The 18,157-nt window shown below is 69.8% G+C and carries 26 protein-coding genes and 1 tRNA gene; 13 read left to right on the plus strand and 14 right to left on the minus strand.

Annotated elements, in window-relative coordinates:
- Positions 1 to 96: 96 nt before the first annotated feature.
- From soxR to ABD999_RS23095, 4 genes are read right to left on the minus strand one after another with little or no spacing between them, the layout of a single operon-like run.
- Positions 97 to 576 (minus strand): redox-sensitive transcriptional activator SoxR, encoded by a 480-nt coding sequence (gene soxR / locus ABD999_RS23080; protein ID WP_148035968.1) that lies wholly within the window; start codon positions 574 to 576, stop codon positions 97 to 99.
- Between the two features lie 10 nt (positions 577 to 586).
- Positions 587 to 1,306 carry a metallophosphoesterase gene (locus ABD999_RS23085; protein ID WP_271279668.1) on the minus strand — a complete coding sequence of 240 codons (720 nt, stop codon included), beginning with the start codon at positions 1,304 to 1,306 and terminating at the stop codon, positions 587 to 589.
- A gap of 9 nt (positions 1,307 to 1,315) precedes the next feature.
- Positions 1,316 to 2,050, minus strand: coding sequence for an ABC transporter permease (locus ABD999_RS23090; RefSeq protein ID WP_271279667.1), 735 nt, complete (start codon positions 2,048 to 2,050; stop codon positions 1,316 to 1,318).
- Positions 2,047 to 2,952, minus strand: a complete 906-nt coding sequence (locus tag ABD999_RS23095) for an ABC transporter ATP-binding protein (RefSeq protein WP_271279666.1) — start codon at positions 2,950 to 2,952, stop codon at positions 2,047 to 2,049. Before ABD999_RS23095 ends, ABD999_RS23090 begins: the two co-directional genes overlap by 4 nt.
- 110 nt (positions 2,953 to 3,062) lie before the next feature.
- On the opposite strand from ABD999_RS23095, the gene ABD999_RS23100 reads away from it, so the two are divergent.
- The 3 genes from ABD999_RS23100 to dnaN all read left to right on the plus strand — a co-directional run bounded on the left by ABD999_RS23100 (position 3,063) and on the right by dnaN (position 6,304).
- Complete coding sequence (locus ABD999_RS23100) at positions 3,063 to 4,493, plus strand: sensor histidine kinase (protein WP_271279665.1); 1,431 nt, start codon at positions 3,063 to 3,065, stop codon at positions 4,491 to 4,493.
- Entirely contained in the window at positions 4,493 to 5,143 is a 651-nt protein-coding gene (locus tag ABD999_RS23105; protein ID WP_148035973.1) for a response regulator transcription factor, read from the plus strand. The genes ABD999_RS23100 and ABD999_RS23105 overlap by 1 nt, the downstream gene beginning before the upstream one ends.
- A gap of 63 nt (positions 5,144 to 5,206) precedes the next feature.
- Positions 5,207 to 6,304 (plus strand): DNA polymerase III subunit beta, encoded by a 1,098-nt coding sequence (gene dnaN / locus ABD999_RS23110; RefSeq protein WP_271279664.1) that lies wholly within the window; start codon positions 5,207 to 5,209, stop codon positions 6,302 to 6,304.
- On the opposite strand, the gene ABD999_RS23115 is transcribed toward dnaN, so the two are convergent.
- A complete protein-coding gene (locus ABD999_RS23115) occupies positions 6,287 to 6,742 on the minus strand; it encodes a MarR family winged helix-turn-helix transcriptional regulator (protein WP_219549816.1) in 456 nt (151 codons plus the stop codon). The genes dnaN and ABD999_RS23115 overlap by 18 nt on opposite strands.
- A gap of 61 nt (positions 6,743 to 6,803) precedes the next feature.
- On the opposite strand from ABD999_RS23115, the gene ABD999_RS23120 reads away from it, so the two are divergent.
- Complete coding sequence (locus ABD999_RS23120) at positions 6,804 to 7,091, plus strand: antibiotic biosynthesis monooxygenase (RefSeq protein WP_148035976.1); 288 nt, start codon at positions 6,804 to 6,806, stop codon at positions 7,089 to 7,091.
- Positions 7,088 to 7,906: an NAD(P)H-binding protein gene (locus ABD999_RS23125; RefSeq protein ID WP_148035977.1), complete on the plus strand. Its 819-nt coding sequence runs from the start codon at positions 7,088 to 7,090 to the stop codon at positions 7,904 to 7,906. Before ABD999_RS23120 ends, ABD999_RS23125 begins: the two co-directional genes overlap by 4 nt.
- Before the next feature lie 19 nt (positions 7,907 to 7,925).
- Here the strand turns inward: ABD999_RS23125 and ABD999_RS23130 are convergent, their stop codons facing one another.
- The 6 genes from ABD999_RS23130 to upp all read right to left on the minus strand — a co-directional run bounded on the left by ABD999_RS23130 (position 7,926) and on the right by upp (position 11,911).
- The gene (locus ABD999_RS23130; protein ID WP_148035978.1) at positions 7,926 to 8,600 is read right to left on the minus strand and encodes a FadR/GntR family transcriptional regulator; all 675 of its coding nucleotides are present in this window, start codon (positions 8,598 to 8,600) and stop codon (positions 7,926 to 7,928) included.
- Positions 8,601 to 8,703: 103 nt separating this feature from the next.
- Positions 8,704 to 10,035: a helix-turn-helix domain-containing protein gene (locus ABD999_RS23135; RefSeq protein ID WP_219549822.1), complete on the minus strand. Its 1,332-nt coding sequence runs from the start codon at positions 10,033 to 10,035 to the stop codon at positions 8,704 to 8,706.
- 96 nt (positions 10,036 to 10,131) lie between these two features.
- Positions 10,132 to 10,665, minus strand: a complete 534-nt coding sequence (locus ABD999_RS23140; protein ID WP_148035980.1) for a PH domain-containing protein — start codon at positions 10,663 to 10,665, stop codon at positions 10,132 to 10,134.
- Positions 10,662 to 10,820: a hypothetical protein gene (locus ABD999_RS23145; protein ID WP_187281558.1), complete on the minus strand. Its 159-nt coding sequence runs from the start codon at positions 10,818 to 10,820 to the stop codon at positions 10,662 to 10,664. Before ABD999_RS23145 ends, ABD999_RS23140 begins: the two co-directional genes overlap by 4 nt.
- Positions 10,821 to 10,917: 97 nt before the next feature.
- Positions 10,918 to 11,142, minus strand: coding sequence for a three-helix bundle dimerization domain-containing protein (locus tag ABD999_RS23150; RefSeq protein ID WP_148035981.1), 225 nt, complete (start codon positions 11,140 to 11,142; stop codon positions 10,918 to 10,920).
- 130 nt (positions 11,143 to 11,272) lie between these two features.
- Complete coding sequence (upp, locus tag ABD999_RS23155) at positions 11,273 to 11,911, minus strand: uracil phosphoribosyltransferase (protein ID WP_219549824.1); 639 nt, start codon at positions 11,909 to 11,911, stop codon at positions 11,273 to 11,275.
- A 153-nt stretch (positions 11,912 to 12,064) separates the two neighbouring features.
- Between upp and ABD999_RS23160 the strand changes: the two genes are divergently transcribed.
- The 4 genes from ABD999_RS23160 (at position 12,065) to ABD999_RS23175 (ending at position 13,617) form a co-directional block, all read left to right on the plus strand.
- Entirely contained in the window at positions 12,065 to 12,574 is a 510-nt protein-coding gene (locus ABD999_RS23160; RefSeq protein ID WP_148035983.1) for a tRNA adenosine deaminase-associated protein, read from the plus strand.
- Positions 12,575 to 12,588: 14 nt separating this feature from the next.
- Positions 12,589 to 13,065, plus strand: a complete 477-nt coding sequence (locus ABD999_RS23165; RefSeq protein ID WP_345482881.1) for a tRNA adenosine deaminase-associated protein — start codon at positions 12,589 to 12,591, stop codon at positions 13,063 to 13,065.
- A 14-nt stretch (positions 13,066 to 13,079) separates the two neighbouring features.
- On the plus strand, positions 13,080 to 13,517 hold the full coding sequence (locus tag ABD999_RS23170; RefSeq protein ID WP_148037197.1) for a nucleoside deaminase: 438 nt from the start codon (positions 13,080 to 13,082) through the stop codon (positions 13,515 to 13,517).
- Between the two features lie 10 nt (positions 13,518 to 13,527).
- Positions 13,528 to 13,617 (plus strand) — tRNA-Ser (locus ABD999_RS23175).
- 98 nt (positions 13,618 to 13,715) lie between these two features.
- On the opposite strand, the gene ABD999_RS23180 is transcribed toward ABD999_RS23175, so the two are convergent.
- Positions 13,716 to 14,012, minus strand: a complete 297-nt coding sequence (locus ABD999_RS23180; RefSeq protein WP_148035985.1) for a type II toxin-antitoxin system VapB family antitoxin — start codon at positions 14,010 to 14,012, stop codon at positions 13,716 to 13,718.
- A 48-nt stretch (positions 14,013 to 14,060) separates the two neighbouring features.
- Complete coding sequence (gene ypfJ / locus ABD999_RS23185) at positions 14,061 to 14,891, minus strand: KPN_02809 family neutral zinc metallopeptidase (protein WP_148035986.1); 831 nt, start codon at positions 14,889 to 14,891, stop codon at positions 14,061 to 14,063.
- Positions 14,892 to 15,018: 127 nt separating this feature from the next.
- On the opposite strand from ypfJ, the gene ABD999_RS23190 reads away from it, so the two are divergent.
- From ABD999_RS23190 to ABD999_RS23205, 4 genes are all read left to right on the plus strand, one after another.
- A complete protein-coding gene (locus tag ABD999_RS23190; protein WP_246640995.1) occupies positions 15,019 to 15,618 on the plus strand; it encodes a LysE family translocator in 600 nt (199 codons plus the stop codon).
- 69 nt (positions 15,619 to 15,687) lie between these two features.
- Entirely contained in the window at positions 15,688 to 16,389 is a 702-nt protein-coding gene (locus tag ABD999_RS23195; protein WP_271279875.1) for a DUF4097 family beta strand repeat-containing protein, read from the plus strand.
- A gap of 107 nt (positions 16,390 to 16,496) precedes the next feature.
- The gene (locus tag ABD999_RS23200) at positions 16,497 to 16,877 is read left to right on the plus strand and encodes a hypothetical protein (protein ID WP_219549830.1); all 381 of its coding nucleotides are present in this window, start codon (positions 16,497 to 16,499) and stop codon (positions 16,875 to 16,877) included.
- Between the two features lies 1 nt (position 16,878).
- Entirely contained in the window at positions 16,879 to 17,832 is a 954-nt protein-coding gene (locus ABD999_RS23205) for a hypothetical protein (protein WP_271279876.1), read from the plus strand.
- On the opposite strand, the gene ABD999_RS23210 is transcribed toward ABD999_RS23205, so the two are convergent.
- Positions 17,825 to 18,157 (minus strand): YbaB/EbfC family nucleoid-associated protein, encoded by a 333-nt coding sequence (locus tag ABD999_RS23210; protein ID WP_148035991.1) that lies wholly within the window; start codon positions 18,155 to 18,157, stop codon positions 17,825 to 17,827. The genes ABD999_RS23205 and ABD999_RS23210 overlap by 8 nt on opposite strands.

Raw genomic sequence — 18,157 nt, forward strand, 5'->3', positions numbered from 1 at the left:
GGTACCTCTCGGTTTTTCTCCTCGGCCTCACCCCATAATCCGGACAGGAGGTATTTGACCTTTTTGCCGTCCCCTGCCGTATCGTCCCCGGCCGGGCTAGCGGCAGGTGCTGGGGGGACAGATCCGGGTGTCGATGCGCCGGGCGCCCGGCCCTTCGGTGCCGAGCCGGTCGTGGGGGTTGGCGAGCACACAGCGGTCGAGCGAGAGGCAGCCGCAGCCGATGCAGTCGGTGAGGTCGTCGCGGAGCCGCTGGAGCTGCTCGATGCGGTCGTCGAGCTCGCCGCGCCAGGCGGCCGACAGCCGGGCCCAGTCGTCCCTGGTGGGGGTGCGGCCCTCGGGCAGCTCGGTGAGGGCGTCCTTGATGGTCTTGAGCGGGATGCCGAGGCGCTGGGAGAGCCGGATGAACGCGACCCTGCGCAGGGTGTCGCGGGTGTAGCGGCGCTGGTTGCCGGCCGTGCGCCGGCTGGCGATGAGACCCTTGGCCTCGTAGAAGTGCAGGGCCGAGACGGCGACGCCGCTGCGCTCGGCGAGCTGGCCCACGGTCAGTTCCTTGGAGTTCCAGGCAACCTTGGTCACGACCTCGACATTACTTGAGGACGACCGGCCTGAAGTGGGTGACCAGGTTCCCGCCGTCGAACAGGTGCAGCGCGAACGCGGGTGGCAGCTCGTACGAGACAGGGAACGTGTCGGCGGTCTCCACGCTCGTCAGGCAGGTCGAGACGACGCCGGGCGCGACGACGAGCGGCAGCCCGGCGAACCGGGCCTGGACGGCGGTGTGCGCGTGCCCGGCCAGCACCGCCGTCACGTGCGGGTGGCGGGCCAGCACGTCTGCGAGCCGCTCCGGCTCACGCAGGGCGATCCTGTCCACGTACGGGATGCCGAGCGGGACGGGCGGATGGTGCAGGCCCACGAAGGCCGGCACCCCGGGCCGCTCGGCCAGCACCTCGTCGAGCCAGGCCAGCGTCTCGTCGGCGAGGAACCCGTACGCCTCGCCCGGGACGCTGGAGTCGGCCAGTGCGAGCGTCACCGCGTCGAGCCTGAGCACCTGGTTGGCCGGCCCGATCCGCTTGTCGAACTCGGGCACCGAGTCGTGGTTGCCCGGGCAGACGATCAGCGGGGTGCCGACGCGCATCAGCGCGGCGGCGGTGTCGTACTCCTCCGGCAGCGCGTGGTCGGCGATGTCGCCGGTGACCAGGATCGCGTCGAGGCCGAGGGAGTCGACATGACGCAGGACGGCGGCGGCTCGCTCCTCGCTGGCCGGCGAGCCGCCGATGTGGATGTCGCTGATCTGTGCGAAGGCCACCATGGGAACAAACTACTCCCACTTGAACAGGCGCACGGCGAGCCCGCTGAACAGCGCCAGTCCGCCGACCATGACGGCCAGGTGCGGCAGTTGCGGCCAGTCGCCCGCCCAGGTGTCGCGCATGGCGTTGACGAACGGCCCGACCACGGAGAAGTCGCTGATCGTGCGCAGCGTGTCGGGCATGATCTCGCGCGGGATCCACATGCCGGCCACGAACAGCAGCGGGAACATCGCCACCGACCCGATGCCGGGCGCGGTCTTGCTGTTCGGCGCGATGGCGGCGATCACCAGGCCGAGCGCCAGCATCGCGGCGGCGCCGAGCAGGTACGCCAGCAGGAACCCGAAGAGCTGCCCGGGGAGCTGCGAGCCGAACACCAGCCACCCGGCGACGATCACCACCACGGCGCTGCACAGCGCGATGATCAGGTTGAGCAGGAGCTGCGCGCCGAGCAGCCGCGCCGGGTGCGTCGGCGTGGTGGACATCCGGCGCAGCACGCCCTGCTCCCGATACGTGGCCATGGCGCCGGGCAGGATGGTGAAAGCGGTCGTCAGCAGGGCGAGCAGGATCATCTGGGCCGGCAGCTGGGCGTCGACGAACCGCTGACCGCCCAGGTTCGGGTCGGGTTTCTGCAGGTCGGGGATCTGCCCCAGGACCAGCAGCAGGCCGACCGGGAGCGCCAGCGAGAGCGCGACGCCGAGCCAGTCACGCGCCAGCAGCTTGGTCTCGACGAGCAGGATCTTCTTCATGCCAGCTTCCTTCCGGTGAGTGCGAGGAACGCGTCGTCCAGGGTGGCCTGCTCGATCCGCAGGTCGTTGGGGACGATCCGCTGCTCGGCGAGCGCGAGCGTGACGGCGGGGGCGAGGTTGCCGATGCCGGTGACGACCACCTGGTCGCCCGTGCGGCTGATCTCCTTGACCTCGGGCAGCGATGTCAGCACCGAGTCGGCCACGGGCGCGGACGGCCTGAACCGCACCTTCTGCTCCCCGCCGACCCGGGCGACGAGCCCGGCGGGCGAGTCGATAGCGGCGACGCGGCCGGAGTCGATGAGCGCGATCCGGTCGCAGAGCCGCTCGGCCTCCTCCATGAAGTGGGTGACGAGCACGATCGTCACGCCGGAGTCGCGCACCTGCTCGACCAGCTCCCAGGTGTCGCGGCGGGCCTGCGGGTCGAGCCCGGTCGTCAGCTCGTCGAGCACCGCGATGCGCGGCTTGCCGACGAGCGCGAGCGCGACGGACAGCCGCTGGCGCTGACCGCCGGACAGCTTGCCGAACATGGCGTCGCGCTTGGCGCCCAGGCCGACCCGCTCCAGCAGCTCCGGCCAGTCGGCCGGGTCCTGGTAGAAGGACGCGTACAGGTCGAGCGCCTCCCACACCTTGATCTTCTCGGGCAGCGCGGAGCTCTGCAGCTGCACGCCCAGCACGCGCCGGAGCGCGTCCCTGTCCTGTACAGGGTCGATGCCGGCGACGCGCAGGGTGCCGCCGTCGGGCACGCGCAGGCCCGACACGCACTCCACGGTGGTGGTCTTGCCCGCGCCGTTCGGGCCGAGGATGCCGAAGATCTCGCCGGCCCGGACCTCGAACGACACGTCTTCCACCGCCACGTGGTCCTTGTAGCGCTTGTGGAGGTTCTTGACCTCGATGACGTTCATGTCTACGACGCTAGGGACGCCGGTTCTGCCGGGGAATCGAGCTGGTTGCCGGGCATAGGTGTACTTAGGTGCAGTGTGCGCATCCCGCTCCATCGCGCACACTGGTTGTCATGGTGCGGAAGATCGGTCACGTCCTCGCGCTGCTCGCGCTCGTCGTCGTGCAGCTCCTGACGCTCGTGTCGACGTTCCTGTGCCTGGTCCTCTGCTTCGGCCTGGGCATGGTGTTCCTGTTCCCGCCGCAGGTGCGGATGATCAGATGGGTGACCGGGATGGCGCGCTACCTGGTGCGCGCCTCGTCCGGGATCGTGATCGAGCCGCCGTACCTGCCGAAGCCGCCGCCTCCGCAGCGGCAGCCCGACGGGCTCTACCGGTCGCACCGCACGCTCTACAAGACGCCCCGGATGCCGGCCTGGAACGACCGCTGGAAGTGGATGCTCACCGACCCGGCGACCTGGCGCGACGGGTTCTGGCTGCTGCTCGATCCGGGCGTCAAGATGGTGCTGCTGCCGCTGCTGATCCTGCTGCCGGGCCGCGGGCTGCGCGTGTACGGGCTCTGGTGCGAGCTGCTGCTGGCCGCGACCGCGTCCAGCCGGATGGCCGGCCAGCTCAGCAGTCTCAACCGGGCACGCAACCTCGCCGTCGACACGCAGGCCGCCGAGATGCGCAGGATCGAGCGTGACCTGCACGACGGCACGCAGGCCAGACTGGTGGCGCTCGGCATGACGATCGGGGCCGCCGAGCAGCTCATGGAGTCCGACCCGAAGGCGGCCAGGGCGCTGATGGCCAAGGCCAGGGAGGCGTCGGCGGAGACGCTCACCGAGCTGCGCCGGGTGATCCGCGGCATCCACCCGCCGGTGCTGGCCGAGCGCGGCCTCGGCGACGCGGTGCGGGCGCTGGCGATGGACAGCGCCCTGAAGGTGTCGGTCCAGGTGGAGCTGACGCACCGGCCCGAGGCGCCGGTCGAGGCGGCGGCGTACTTCGCGGTCAGCGAGCTGCTGTCCAACGCCGCCCGGCACGGCGGGGCCGAGTCGGTGGAGATCGACATCAGCACCAGCGGAGCCAACCTGCGCATCACGGTCACCGACGACGGATGGGGCGGCGCCGACCCGTCCAAGGGCAGCGGCCTGACCGGGATCGAGCGCCGGCTGGCGGCCTTCGACGGCGTGATGGCGATCCACAGCCCGGCGGGCGGGCCGACGACGGTGACCCTGGAGCTGCCGAAGGTGCTGCCCGAGCACTGGGCCGGAGACGTGGCCAAGTTGCCTCGCTGGAAGTTGGCCACCGTGATCGCCCTGTACGGGACGGCCTGGTGCCCGCTGTTCCCACAGGGCGTCGTGGCGGGCATCTTCAAACTGGTCGGCTTCGACGAGAAGGCCTGGTTCCTCGCGCTGCACCTGCCCGATGCGTGGCAGTGGCCCTGCATCGCTTTCATGATCCTGCTCGGTACGGCCATGTACGCGACCGCGGTCGCCATCCCGGCCCACCACAAGGACCACCCCTTGGCGCCCCGCAACCCGCTTGAGGGCGTAGGGTTCTGCTGATGAACAGGGTGCTCGTCGCCGAAGACCTCTACCTGCTCAGAGACGGGCTGGTCCACCTGCTGCAGGCTCACGGGTTCGACGTGGTCGCCGCCGTGGAGAGCGGCCCCGAGCTGCTGAAGGGCCTGCTGGAGCTCCGTCCCGACGTGTCGGTGGTGGACGTGCGGCTGCCGCCGACGCTCACCGACGAGGGGCTCCAGGCGTCACTGGAGGCGCGCAAGAAGGTGCCGGGGCTGCCGATCCTGGTGCTGTCGCAGCACGTCGAGCAGCTCTACGCGCGCGAGCTGCTGGCCGACGGCTCGGGCGGCATCGGCTACCTGCTGAAGGACCGGGTGTTCAACGCCGAGCAGTTCATCGACGCGGTGCGCCGGGTCGCGGCGGGCGGCACCGCGATGGACCCCGAGGTCATCTCCAAGCTGCTGGCCAGCAACGCCAAGAACGAGCCGCTGGCCGCGCTCACCCCGCGCGAGCGCGAGGTGCTGGAGCAGATGGCCGAGGGCCGCTCCAACGCCGCCATCTCCCAGCGGCTCTACCTGAGCGAGAGCGCCGTGGCCAAGCACACGGCGGGCATCTTCGGCAAGCTCGGCCTGGCCCCGTCCGACGACGACAACCGCCGGGTGCTGGCGGTCCTCGCCTACCTCAACAACCGCTAGGCGGGCTTTGTCGGTGGCCTCGGATACCTTCTAAGGGCATGCCGAGAAGAAAGGGTCGATCAGGTGAAGATCCGGGTTAACCGTGACGTGCTGGCCGACGCCGTCGCCTGGGCCGCCAGGGTTCTGCCCAGCCGCCCGGTGACCCCCGTGCTGTCCGGCCTGCTGCTGGAGGCGGGCGAGGAGCTGAGCCTGTCCGCGTTCGACTACGACGTCTCGGCCAGGGCCGCCGTCGACGCCGACGTGGCGGAGTCCGGCCGCGTGCTGATCCCCGGCCGGCTGCTCGCCGAGATCAGCCGGAGCCTGCCCGAAGACGACGTGGAGATCCTCACCGAGGGCCAGGAGGCGGTGCTGACCTGCGGCAGCGCCGAGTTCGGCCTGATCACCATGCCGGTCGAAGACTTCCCGACCATGCCGACGATGCCGCCCGCCATCGGCGCCATCGGCGGTGGCGTGTTCGCCTCCGCCGTCGGCCAGGTGGCGCCCTCGGCGAGCCGCGACGACACGCTGCCCATGCTCACCGGCATCCGGGTCGACGTGGAGGGCGAGTCGGTGACGATGGCCGCCACCGACCGCTACCGCATCGCCGCCCGCGAGTTCGGCTGGCGCCCTGTCAGCCCCGACGCCGCGGTCTCCGCCATGGTGCCCGCCCGGGTGCTGGTGGAGGTGGCCAGGTCGCTGCGCGGCGGCGAGGTGCAGGTCGCGCTCGGCGACGGGGTGGCCGGGTTCGAGAGCGTGGGCCGCAGCACCACCGTGCGGCTGCTCGACGAGCAGTTCATCGACTACCGGGGCAGGCTGACCTCGCAGTGGTCGATCAGGGCCGACGTGCGGGTGGCGCCGTTCGTGGCGGCCATCAAGCGGGTGGCGCTGGTGGCCGAGCGCAACACCGCGATCCGGCTGTCGTTCAGCCAGGGCCAGGTGCTCATCCAGGCGGGCGGCGGCGACATCGGCCGCGGCGCCGAGGTGGTGGACTGCGAGCTGCGCGGCGACGACATCCAGATCGCGTTCCAGTCGCAGTTCCTGCTCGACGGGCTCACCGGCATCGAGACCGAGCTGGCCCGCATCAACATGGAGTCCACGACCCGGCCGGCCCTCATCCAGGACGTGCCCGGCGACGCCGGCCCCGACTTCCGCTATCTCGTGATGTCACTCCGCCTGACCTGACTGGCGCTCGGCGACCAGCCTGAAGACCCGCTTGAACGTCGCGTAGTCGGCCGCGCCCGCCGCCTCGGCGTGCCGCTCCTCGATGGCGGCCAGGATCTCCTCCGAACGCGCCATCTGGTCCAGGCCCCTGCCGGTCGGCACGATGAGCTTCGCCCGCCGGTCGGCCGGGTCGGGCCGCCGCTCCACGTAACCGAGCTCCTCCAGCTCGTCCACGAGCGTGCCGATGACCTGTTTGTGCTGCCCCGAGCGGGCGGCGAGGTCGGTGGCCCGGCTGCCCTCCTCGTCCAGGTACGCGAGCACGGCGCCGTGGCGCGGCCGCAGCCGCGGGTGCCCCTGCTCGGCCAGCGCCGCGAACAACTCCTTCTGCAGGCTGAAGAGGGTGCGGCTGCTCAGGATGCCGAGGTCGGGTTCGTTTCTCTTGCGCTCGCTCCGGCGCATGCCATCCTCCAATTAGTCACCAATATTGACGGTCATTAATTCTTACTATTAGGCTTCCGGTATGACCACAACAGTGGAACTGACGAGATTCCGTGTGGCCCCGGAGCGTACCGGCGAACTGCTGGCCGCCCGCCCCGGCATGCTGGCCGGCTTTCGGACCGGCCGGACCGGCTTCCTCGGCGCCCGCCTCGTCCGGCTGCCCGGCGGAGAGTGGCTGGACATCGTGGAGTGGCGCAGCCCCGCCGACCTGGCCGCCTCGCGCGCCAAGGGCGGCGACCTGCCCGGCATCCGAGCCTTCTTCGATCTGATCGACGACCTGGTCTCCACCGAAGAAGGAGAGCTGACATGACTCTGCTGATAACCGGTGCCACCGGCACCGTTTCCGGCGCGCTGCTGCGCGCCCTGCCCGGCACCGACGACGTGCGCGTGCTCGTCCGTGACCCGGCGCGGGCGCCGCGAGGGGTGGACGTCGCGGTGGGCGACCTGCACAGGCCGGAAACGCTCGAAGACGCCTTCAAGGGGGTCGAAACCGTATGGCTGCTGACCGCGATGGGGCCGGACGCGCCGCACGCCGGCTCCAACGCCGTGTGGGCGGCCCGCGAGGCGGGGGTGCGGCACGTGGTGCGGATGTCGGCCATCGGCGCCGGGCACGACGCACCCACCCGCAACGGCCGCCTGCACGTGCTGTCCGACATCGAACTGGCCGCCTCCGGGCTGAGTTGGACCGTCATCCGGCCGGCCTTCTTCATGCAGAACCTGTTCGGGTCGGTCAACGCCGGCACGCTGTACGGCCCGACGGGTGAGGGCAGGATGGGCCTCATCGACGTGCGCGACATCGCCGCCTTCGCCGCCCGCGTGCTCGCCGACGCGCGGCCACACCACGGCAGGACCTACACGATCACCGGCCCGGAGAGCATCTCGCTGCGCGAGGCCGCCGCCAGGATCGGCGCCGGCTATCAGCCCGTCGGCCCCGAGGACGCGCGCCAGGCGATGATCCAGGCAGGGCTGCCGGAGTGGGACGCGGCGGTCAACGTCGAGTACGCCCGCGCGTACGCGAGCGGCTGGGGGGACTACACGACCGGTGACTTCGCCGAGGTGATGGGACACCAAGCCCGCGCGTTCGAGGCGTTCGCCGCCGACCACGCCGACCGGCTCGGCGGCTGACCCGGCCCTCGGGCCGGCCTCAGCCCTCGGTGAGCGCGATGAGGATGTGTTCCATGCACGCGTGTCCGGCGCGCTCGGCGGCGGACGCGTCGCCGGCGGCGATGGCGCGGGCGATCGCGTCATGCGGGATGTAGGTCTTGTTGAGCGACGTGCCGGCCGCGGTGATGCTGGCCCGCAGCGCCGCGGAGAAGTCTTCGTACAGGTCGATGAGCACCCGGTTGTGCGTGGCGTAGGCGACGGCCATGTGGAAGGCCAGGTCGGTCTCCACGAACCGGGCGGGGTCGTCCTGCTCCCAGGCGTGGTCGCGCTCGGCCAGCGCCGCCTCGATGAGCGCGATGTCCTCGTCGGTGCGGCGGGTGGCGGCCAGCCGGGCGGCCTCGACCTCCAGCGCGCGGCGGACCTCGAAGATCTCCAGCTGCTCGGCCTGACGCAGGCGCCTGAGCATGGCCCCCGAGAGCTCGCTCGTGGCGCGCACGTAGGTGCCGTCGCCCTGGCGGCACTCCAGCAGGCCGGCATGGGTGAGCGCGCGCACGGCCTCCCGAACGGTGTTGCGCCCGACACCGAGCTGCTCGGCGAGCACGGTCTCCGTCGGGATCTTGCCGTTCATCTGCCACGACCCTGTGGTGATCTGCTCCTTGAGCTGATCGATCACCTGGTCGACGAGCGAAGCCCGCTGCGCCGTACGCAGACTCACAGTCCGCCTCCTCTGGGGAAACCAATCATCCTATGAGTCAATGACTGGAACCCCAGTGTATTCCAGACCCGGGAATGCCCGAGTCTGGAACCCCCCTCGGCGGTCAGCGGGCGATCGTCGTGTCGACGGTCAGCCCCGCCATCATCGAGCGCACCCCGGCGGCTTCCAGGGCCTTACGGTAGGCGGCCGTCTGTTCGGCCCGGTCGCCGACCTGGCCGAACAGGTCGCCCAGCTCACGCCAGCACCGGGCGGAGACCCGGTCGGCGCCGTACGGCTGGCGGCCTGCTCCGTCGAGGACGACGCGGGCGGCGGTGAGGTGGTCGGCCGGGTCGGCCTGGCGCCTGACGGCCACCGTGGCGCTCACCAGGTGTGCCTCGGCCACGGCGCTGCCGCCGCCGAGCAGCCCCAGCGCCTCTGCGGCGAGCTCGGCCGCGCGGTCCGGATCGGCCGCGCGCAGCATGACCCGGGCCAGCACGATGAGGGCCTCGCCCCGTTCGTGACCGAGGCCCGCCGACGCGAACGTGCGGGCGGCCGCGGCGGCGAACCGCTCCGCCTCGTCCGCCGGAGCCCACTCCAGCCGCGCCCAGTGCATGCCCAGGCGAGCCAGCTGAAGCGCGATCCGGCCGTCGCGACCTGCGCTGATGGCGTCGTCGGCCAGGCGCACCGCCAGCGCGGAGTCCTCACCCGCGGCCGCCTCGCCGCTCGCCCGCCAGAGAGCGCGGACCTCTCCGGAACGGTCCATAACATCAGACAAGCCAGCGACGTCGAGCACCTTCTTGACGTAGACGAGCTCGGGGGAGTCGCCTTCGCGGCCGGCGTGCGCCACCAGCGCGCAGGCCAGGTCGACGGCGAGCTCGCCCTGCACGATCGACATCCGCTCGGCCTGCTCCAGCGCCTTCGACGCCAGGTCGCGGGCCCGCAGCCGGTCGCCGGCCCGCTGGTAGCAGCGGCTGAGCGCGACCGTGATCGGCAGGTCGGCCAGCCGCTCAGGGTGGGCCGAGGCCTCCCTGCGCAGCCGCTCGAAGGCCTCGACGGCCTGCCCGAGCCTGCCCTGGGCCTCCAGCGCGCGAGCCCTGCCGAAGCGGGCCTGCGCCGTCAGCATGGCGTTCTCCTCGTCGGCGGCCTTGACGATCTCCGTGAATCGGTCGGCCGCTACGGCGGGATCACCGTGGTGCAGCTCCAGCTCCGCATGACGCAGGCCGAGCTCGGTGTCGATGCGCTGGCGGGGCTCTATGCCATGGAGGAGGAACTCGGTGGTGCAGCCGAGTCTCTCGGCCAGAAGCCGGGCGACGACGGGAGTCGGCGTGCGCTTGCCCGACTCAATGAGCGAGACGTAACTGTCCGACAGGTCGGGTCCGGCCAGCTGGGCCTGCGACATCCGCCTGTTAAGCCGCAATCCTCGGACGCGGTCACCGATGGTTCCCTGACTCGGCATCTCATCTCTCAAGGCGGGGAAGGGTCAACACCCCGCAATGATTGCATGAAGTAGCCGAATGGGGTATACCCGCGTGAAGAATTCTCTACCTGGAGATTAATCGTCTCCGTCGTCCTTGCCCGGGAAAAGCATCGAGCAGACCTCCAGGTACAGGGTCTCCGGATACGGAATGTACTCCACGGTGGAGAGTGCCTGGTCCTGGCCGGCGGACTCCAGGATGAACTCACCGTAGCCGAGCATGCGCCCCAGCAGAGATCGCTGGAAGCTCATGTCGGTGACCTTTCCCAGCGGCATCATCGCGACCTTGCGCGTGATCAGCCCGGTGGTCAAGAGCATCCGTTTGGAAGTCACGACGAAGTAGTCAACCGACCACTCAGCCACTTTCCAGACAAAACGGATCAACAACAGCAGCCACAGCCACCAGACGACCACCAGGGCCGTGCCGGCGCTGCCCTCGCCGCTGAAGAACCGGCTGAGGAGTCCGGCGACGATCAGGCCCCCGAAGACCTCGGCGACGGGGCGGAGCAGCACGGCGGGGTGGCGCCGCACCATGATGACTTGTTGCTCGTGGGGGAGAAGGTAGCGGTTGACCGACGACGGAGCAGAGTCCCCGTGGGTCACAAGTCTCATGCGAGGTTGTTCACGAATTGGGCCAGCGAATCGGCCGCGGTGAACACGGTGTCGAACGCCCCTCTGACCGCGTCAGCGGCGTCAGCGGGCCGTGCGAACAGGTAGTAGGCGACAAAACCGATGCCGCCGTATGTGAGGACCTTTTTGACCTGCACTGTCGCCTCCGAACCGACTTACCCACTCCACCCGTCTCATACATTACCCACCCCCATGCCGGGGTAAAGGTGACTCGACGGTTTGGTTCCGATCTTGTTAGCCACGGTCGCTGGCCACGAGGGCGAGCACGTGGAGATGCTTGCGAGCGATCCGCTCCACAAGGTTGGGGTGGGCGAACCCGGTGACCTCCAGCGCGCCGTAATGTGCCGCCTCGACACATCTCGTCACGGTGGCCGCGGAGTGGACGCCGGCGAACTCGTCGCACAGCGCCGCCTCGACCTCCGCGTACGGGCTCGGCTCCGACTCGGTGTGACCGTTCACGAGCACACTCCGGAGCTCGGACAAACGCACATGGTGATCCCCCACACCCCAGTGTCTTTCATGGCTCTACGTACCCATGCAATCACAGTATGTAACGAAGTGGCCACCCTGGGTGGGGGATTGGCGCAGGTCAGACCACGCCGTAGAGCCTGTCGCCGGCGTCGCCGAGACCCGGCACGATGTAGCCGTACTCGTTGAGCCGCTCGTCCAGCGCCGCGGTGACGACCCGGATCGGCTTGCCGGAGTTGGCGAACACCTTGTCCATGTAGGCCAGGCCCTCCGGCGCGGCCAGCAGGCAGATGGCCGTCACGTCCACCGCGCCCCGGTCGAACAGGAACTTGATCGCCGCCGCGAGCGTGCCGCCCGTGGCCAGCATCGGGTCGACCACGTAGCACTGCCGGCCCGACAGGTCGTCAGGGAGCCGGGTGGCGTACGTCTCCGCCTGGAGCGTCTCCTCGTCGCGGATCATGCCGAGGAAGCCGACCTCGGCGGTGGGCAGCAGCCGGGTCATGCCGTCGAGCATGCCCAGCCCGGCCCGCAGGATCGGGACCACCAGCGGGTGGGGCTTGGCCATCCGCAGGCCGCGCGCGGGGGACACGGGGGTCTGCACCGTCACCTCGGTCACGCGGACGTCGCGGGTCGCCTCGTACGCCAGCAACGTCACCAGCTCGTCCGCCAGCCTGCGGAAGGTGGGGGAGTCGGTGCGGACATCGCGCAGCGCGGTGAGCTTGTGGGCCACGAGCGGATGATCGACGACGAGGGTTTCCATAAGGGACAACGCTATCTTGTGTGTTACGTACCGGCACGTCCCGGTCTTGGTTTTGATCACAATTTGGTCGGAGCGGCCCACGACGGGCAGCCTGGTCTGGAACGATTGGAAACCTGTGAAGACTCTGGTGTCAGGGTCGGGTGGGGGATCGCGATGACAGACGAAGAGGCACTCGATTTCGCCATCGTGGTCTATCGAGAGGACGAGCGCTGGGACGCCGAGCTGCTCCCCGTGGCGCTCACGTCCGATCTGCAGGGGCTCGTCAAGGCGCTCCGCCAGCAGCCGAGCGAGAGCGGCACGATTGGCCTCGTGGCCGTGGGGGATGAGTTCTTCGTGGCGCTGCGGGTCCTGGGTGAGCGGGTCGATGTCTTCCTTTCCGACATCGCCGCCTCGTGGGACTTCCCGCTGGCCAGGCAGGTGCTCGACTACCTCGACGTGCCGGTGCCCGACGAGCAGGAGCTCGACGAGATCCTCCAGGACGAGGACACCGCGCTCCCGGCCGGCGACCTGTCGATCTTCGCGGACCTCGGGCTGGACGAGATGGAGCTCGGCATCCTCTCCGGCGACGTCGACCTGCTGCCGGACGAGGTCCTGTCCAGCATCGCGGCGCGGCTCGGGTTCTCCGAGCCGTTCGAGCGTGCCATCGAATCGGTCTTCGACTGACCCCTGGAGCGCACATGGCGGCGAACACCTTCTCTGCGGCCTTCGTCAGGACCTCCGACGGCTGGAGCGGCGCCGAGGTCGACCTGTCCGCCACCGAGATCGTCGACGACTTCGGCGACGCCGTGACGGAGGCGCTCGGGCTGGTCGGCGACGAGCTGGCCCTGCTCTGCGTCGAGGTCGAGGACGAATGGTTCGCGATCGTGCGCTACCGCGGCGACGAGGAGCCGCGGGTGTTCCTCTCCGACGCTCACGCGATCATGTCCGACCACCTGGGTGAGCTGTTCGCCGAGTTCGCCGGCGTGGCGCCCGACAAGGAGGGCAACGAGCTGGGAGTGCGCCCGGCCGGCGACTTCGAGCTGCTGAGCGACCTCGGCATCAGCTCAGAGGAGCTGCTCGAACTCAGCATGGAAGAGAACATGCTCCCGGCCGACATCGTCTCGGTGCTGGCCGAGCGGCTGTCGTTCGCCGACGAGCTCGACCGCCTGCGGTGACCTGGACCGCCGCGATGCGGCAGGCGCTCGCCGAGGCGGCCGCCGCCGGCGAGCGCGGCGAGGTGCCCGTCGGCGCGGTGGTGCTCGGCCCTTCGGGCGAGGTGCTCGCCGCCGCGGGCAACGACCGCGAGTCCGCCGCCGACCCCACCGGCCACGCCGAGGTCCTCGCGCTCCGCGCCGCCGCCCGCCGCAGGGGCGCCTGGCGGCTCGACGGCTGCACGCTCGTCGTCACGCTGGAGCCCTGCACGATGTGCGCGGGAGCCGCCGTCCTGGCGCGCGTCGACAGGATCGTGTACGGAGCCGTCGACGAGAAGGGCGGGGCCGTGGGCTCGCTCTGGGACGTCGTCCGCGACCGCAGGCTCAACCACCGGCCCGAGGTCGTCATGGGCGTGCTGGCCGAGGAGTCCGCGGCCGTCCTCAAGAAGTTCTTCGGCACTCGCCGGATCCGGTAAGCTCGTCGGCGGTGGTGTCGCCTAGTGGCCGAGGGCGCACGCCTCGAAAGCGTGTGATGGGGCAACTCATCCGTGGGTTCAAATCCCACCACCACCGCCACCCGAAGGGGCCTCCGCGTCGAGCGGGGGCCCCTTCGCCTTTCAGCCGCGCGAAATGACCGGGCCGCCGCGGCCCGGAAGAAAAGAGCGCGCTTTCCCCTAGCTGTGAAGTTCGAGAACCCTGGCGTGCAGGATGGACCGCTGGTGCAGGGCCGCGCGCAACGCCCGGTGCAGGCCGTCTTCCAGATAGAGCTCGCCCTGCCACTGCACGACGTGCGGAAAGAGATCACCGTAGAACGTGGAATCGGCGGCGAGCAGCGAGTGCAGGTCGAGCATGGCCTTGGTGGTGATCAGCGAATCGAGCCGGACCTGCCGCGGTGGTATCTGGGCCCAATCGCGGTTGGACAATCCGTGTTCGGGATAAGGGCGTCCGTCGCCGACCATCTTGAAGATCACCCCCCCGATTTTAGGCCGGATTTCGCACGCTCGTGTTCTCCGCACTCCTCACATCAGCTCGGCGCCCTCGCATCGGCCCGGATTTCCGGTGTCGTAACCGCGCTGGAACGCCGCCGTCCGCTGTTTCGAACTGCCGTGGGTGAACGACTCGGGATCGACCCGGCCGCCGCTGCGCTGCTGGATCCGGTCGTCGCCGACCGCGGCCGCCGCGTCGAGCGCCTCGGCGATCTCCGCCGCGGTGAACTCGGCGGCGTAGAAGCCGCCCTCGTACGCTTTTTTCGCCCACACCCCGGCGTAGCAGTCGGCCTGCAGCTCGACGGCCACCGAGCTGCCGGAGTCGAGGGCGCCGAGCAGGTTCTGCACGTGGTGACCGTACTCATGGGCGATCACGTACGCCTGCGCGAACGGGCCGCCCTTGGCCCCGAACCGGGTCTCCAGGTCGTCGAAGAAGGTCAGATCGAGATACACCCGCTGGTCGCCGGGGCAGTAGAACGGGCCGACGGAGGAGTCGGCGGCGCCGCAGGCGGTGCGCACGCCACCGGAGTACAGGACGGTCTTGGCCAGGCGGTACTCCGGGAGCTCGGTCTTCCAGTAGTCCTGGATGCTGTTGACCACGCCGACGACCTGGCACTTCCCGGCCTGGTCGGCGTCCTTGCCGGTGCGGCACTCCTCGGCCAGGTTGGCGGGCGGCTGCCCCTGACCGGGCTCGGTGTCCACGCCGCCCACATTGTTGAGCACGAAGACCAGGACGAGCGCGATCAGGCTGACGATCCCGCCGCCGCCGACGACCATGCCGCCGGGGAACCGGCCGCCGCCGCCCCCGCCGCCGCGGTCCTCCACCTGTGAGGGGTCTAGATTGACGTCGTCCCTGAAGTCCATTGCCCGGTGTCCCTTCCGTGGGGGTGGATCACTGCTTCCCCCTGGGCAGATGGTCATCCCTATGTTGTTCCGTTAGTCTTCCCCTATGACGGGCGGAATAGTAGGGATTGCACTGGTCTCCCTGGGCATGGTCCTCACCCCGGGGCCGAACATGATCTACCTGGTCTCCCGGTCGATCACCCAGGGCCGGCGGGCGGGCCTCATCTCCCTGGTCGGCGTCTTCCTCGGGTTCAGCGTCTACCTGACCGCCACCTGTCTCGGCCTGACGGCGATCTTCGCGTACGTCCCCGCCGCCTACACCGCGCTCAAGCTGGCGGGCGCCGCCTACCTGCTCTACCTCGCCTGGAGCGCCATCAAGCCCGGCGGCACCTCCGCCTTCGAGCCCCGCGAGCTCCCGGTCGAGCCGGCCCGCCGGCTCTTCGCCATGGGCCTGTTCACCTGCCTGCTCAACCCCAAGATCGCCATTCTGTACATGTCGCTGCTGCCGCAGTTCATCGACCCCTCGATGGGCCACATCATGCTGCAGAGCCTCGTGCTCGGCTCCGCCCAGATCGCCGTCGGCACGCTGGTGAACGGGCTCATCGTCATCTCGGCCGGCGGCCTGGCCGCCTTCCTCGCCCGCCGCCCGGTCTGGGTAAGGGTCCAGCGCTACTTCATGGGCACCGTGCTCGGCGGCATGGCCGTCCATCTGGCGACCGACCGGTCCAGAGCCCTGACGACCGCCTAGCCGGATTCAGGGGAAGTCTCAGGGAGTCACCTGAGGTCCCCCGGACCCTGACCCACGACACTTGAGCCCATGGACGTCAGGCGAACAGCGATGATCGCCGGCCTGCTCGGGCTGGCGGCGGTGACGGCGGGCTGCGGCATCGGCGGTCCCGAGAACACGGAAACCGCCTCCTACGACGTCACCGGCACGGTGACCGCGCTCGACGTCGGGGCCGACGGGGGCGCCATCGAGGTGATCGAGTCCGACAGGCAGGGCGTGCACGTCACCGAGACGCTCACCTGGACCGGCGACCGGCCTCCCCAGCCCACCCACGAGGTCAAGGGCGGCACGCTCGTGCTCGCCTACACCTGCCCGACCGGCTGGGGAGGCATGCTCCACTGCGACGTCGGCTACAAGGTCGAGATCCCCCGCGGGCTGCGCGTCAAGGCCGGCACCGACTCGGGCGCCGTGACGCTGCGCGGGCTGTCCGGCGAGGTCGAGACGAACTCCGACTCCGGCCGGATCGAGGCCACCGACCTGACCGGCAAGCAGGTCGTCGCCGGGACCGACTCGGGCGGCATCTCCCTGTCCTTCGCCGCGGCGCCGGACAAGGTCGAGACCAACTCGGACTCCGGCTCCAGCGTCGTACGCGTGCCGGAGGGCCCGTACGACATCACCGCCACCACCGACTCGGGCCGCAGGCGCGTCGACGCCGCGCACGACGGCGCCGCCCCGCGCAAGATCACCCTGCGTAGCGATTCCGGCGCCCTCGAAGTCCTGCCCGCGCGATAGCGCACAAACGGAAACTGAGAAGTCATCCACGAGTAACACATGAGGTGAAGGCTGGCCGCTGATTGCCATCTGAGGAGGCGACCACCTTGGATATCGACCATTCCAGTATGGAGAGCAGCGGCAAGGCGATCCACGGCGAGGATGGTGATTTCGCCCGCAAGATCAGCCGGCTCCACGCCGAACTGGAGCCGCTCATTCCCTACTTCGGAAACCCGGCGAGCGACGAGGCCGCGCGGATCTTCCGCAGGGGCGCCGACGGTCACCCCGGTTTCGACAGCGCCTACGAGGACCTGAGCACCGCCGTGGACAACCTCGGCAAGGCGTACCGGGACATCGGGTCCGCCGTCGTGGCCATGAGCAAGAACGTCAAGGCGGCCGACTGGGCGAGCATGGTCGACCGGAACGCGTCCGTGCGCGACCTGGTCGCCTTCGCCGAGCGCGAGAACGACGAGGTCAGCGTGCCCACCACCCCGGTGGAGAGGGCCTGACATGCCCGTCGGCCTCGCGACCAAGGTCGCCCTGGGCGGTATGGCCGGCGCCGGCGTGGCCGGTGCGCTGGCACCCGAGGTGCTGTTCGGCATCTCCTATCTCGAAGGCGACCCCGAACGGATCCGCCAGGCGGCCGACGTCCTCGACGACATCGCCGACGCGATCGACCTGCGTTTCCGGGAGGCGAACACGGCCGCGGAAACGGTATGGAAGAAAAGCTCCGACGAGGCGGTCGACGCGTTCAAGAAGTTCTGGCAGGAGGAATACGGCCCCGCGGTTCTCGCGGTCTCGCTCAAACACCGCAACGCGGCCAACGCCTGCCGGGCCTACGCCGACGTCGTGGAAAAGGTCAACCACGCGCTGCACGTGCTGTGCTGGATCCTGACCGTGGACATGATGTACACCATCGGTTATCAGGTCTTCACCTGGAAGCTCCTGCAAGCGATCATGAAGAGGCAGGCGATCCTGCTCCGACTGGGCGCGCACCGCTTCGTCACCCTGTTGCTGCCCACCTTCTCCTACTGGGTGGCCGACAGCGTGTCGTACGCGACCGGCGAGGTGGCGCTGCCCCTGGCGCTCAACTACGCGGGCGGCATCAAGACCGACCTGTCCGGCAACGACGTCAGGTCACTCGGCCACAACCTCACCGCGTTCCGCGAGCACTTCGTGGCCAACATGACCTTCAACGGGGTCCTCGACGGCACGGCGGCGCTGATGGCGAAGGTGCCCGGGCTGCGGGCCGTCACCGCCAACCTGACCCTGCCGAACGGGACGACACTCAACACCGGCAACTTCGTCCCCAGACTGGCCGGCTCGACCGCGTACTCGATGTCCCTGGACGCGCAGCGCGGCGACAACCCCCTGCCCGGGACCGAGCACGGGCTGACCGAGGAGGAGATGTACCAGAAGTTCATCGTCCACGGCACGCGGAGCCTGATCCCGCGACTCAAGTGACTTTCCGGTCGCCCTCGCCGAGGTAGGGCCGCGTCACCTCCACCAGCCGTCGCGCCGCGTCCTCGGCGGCCCGGCGCGACAGGTCCACGATCGTGTCGGCCAGCTCGCGCGAGCCCATCCTCATCGCCCGGGGGTCGATGTGCAGCGCGGCCAGCTGCCCGGACGCCGAGACCCGTATCTTGATCTTGTCGTCCGGGGTGGCCGCGTGGCCGGTCACCTCGCCGACCGCGCCCATGACGTCGGCGAGCTCCGTGGAGTTCGCCCGGAACTCCGCCATGACGCGGTCGAGCTCGGGGTCGCCGGTGCGCTGCTCTCGTTCGGCCAT

The organism is Nonomuraea ferruginea (assembly GCF_039540635.1).
Taxonomy (GTDB): domain Bacteria; phylum Actinomycetota; class Actinomycetes; order Streptosporangiales; family Streptosporangiaceae; genus Nonomuraea; species Nonomuraea ferruginea.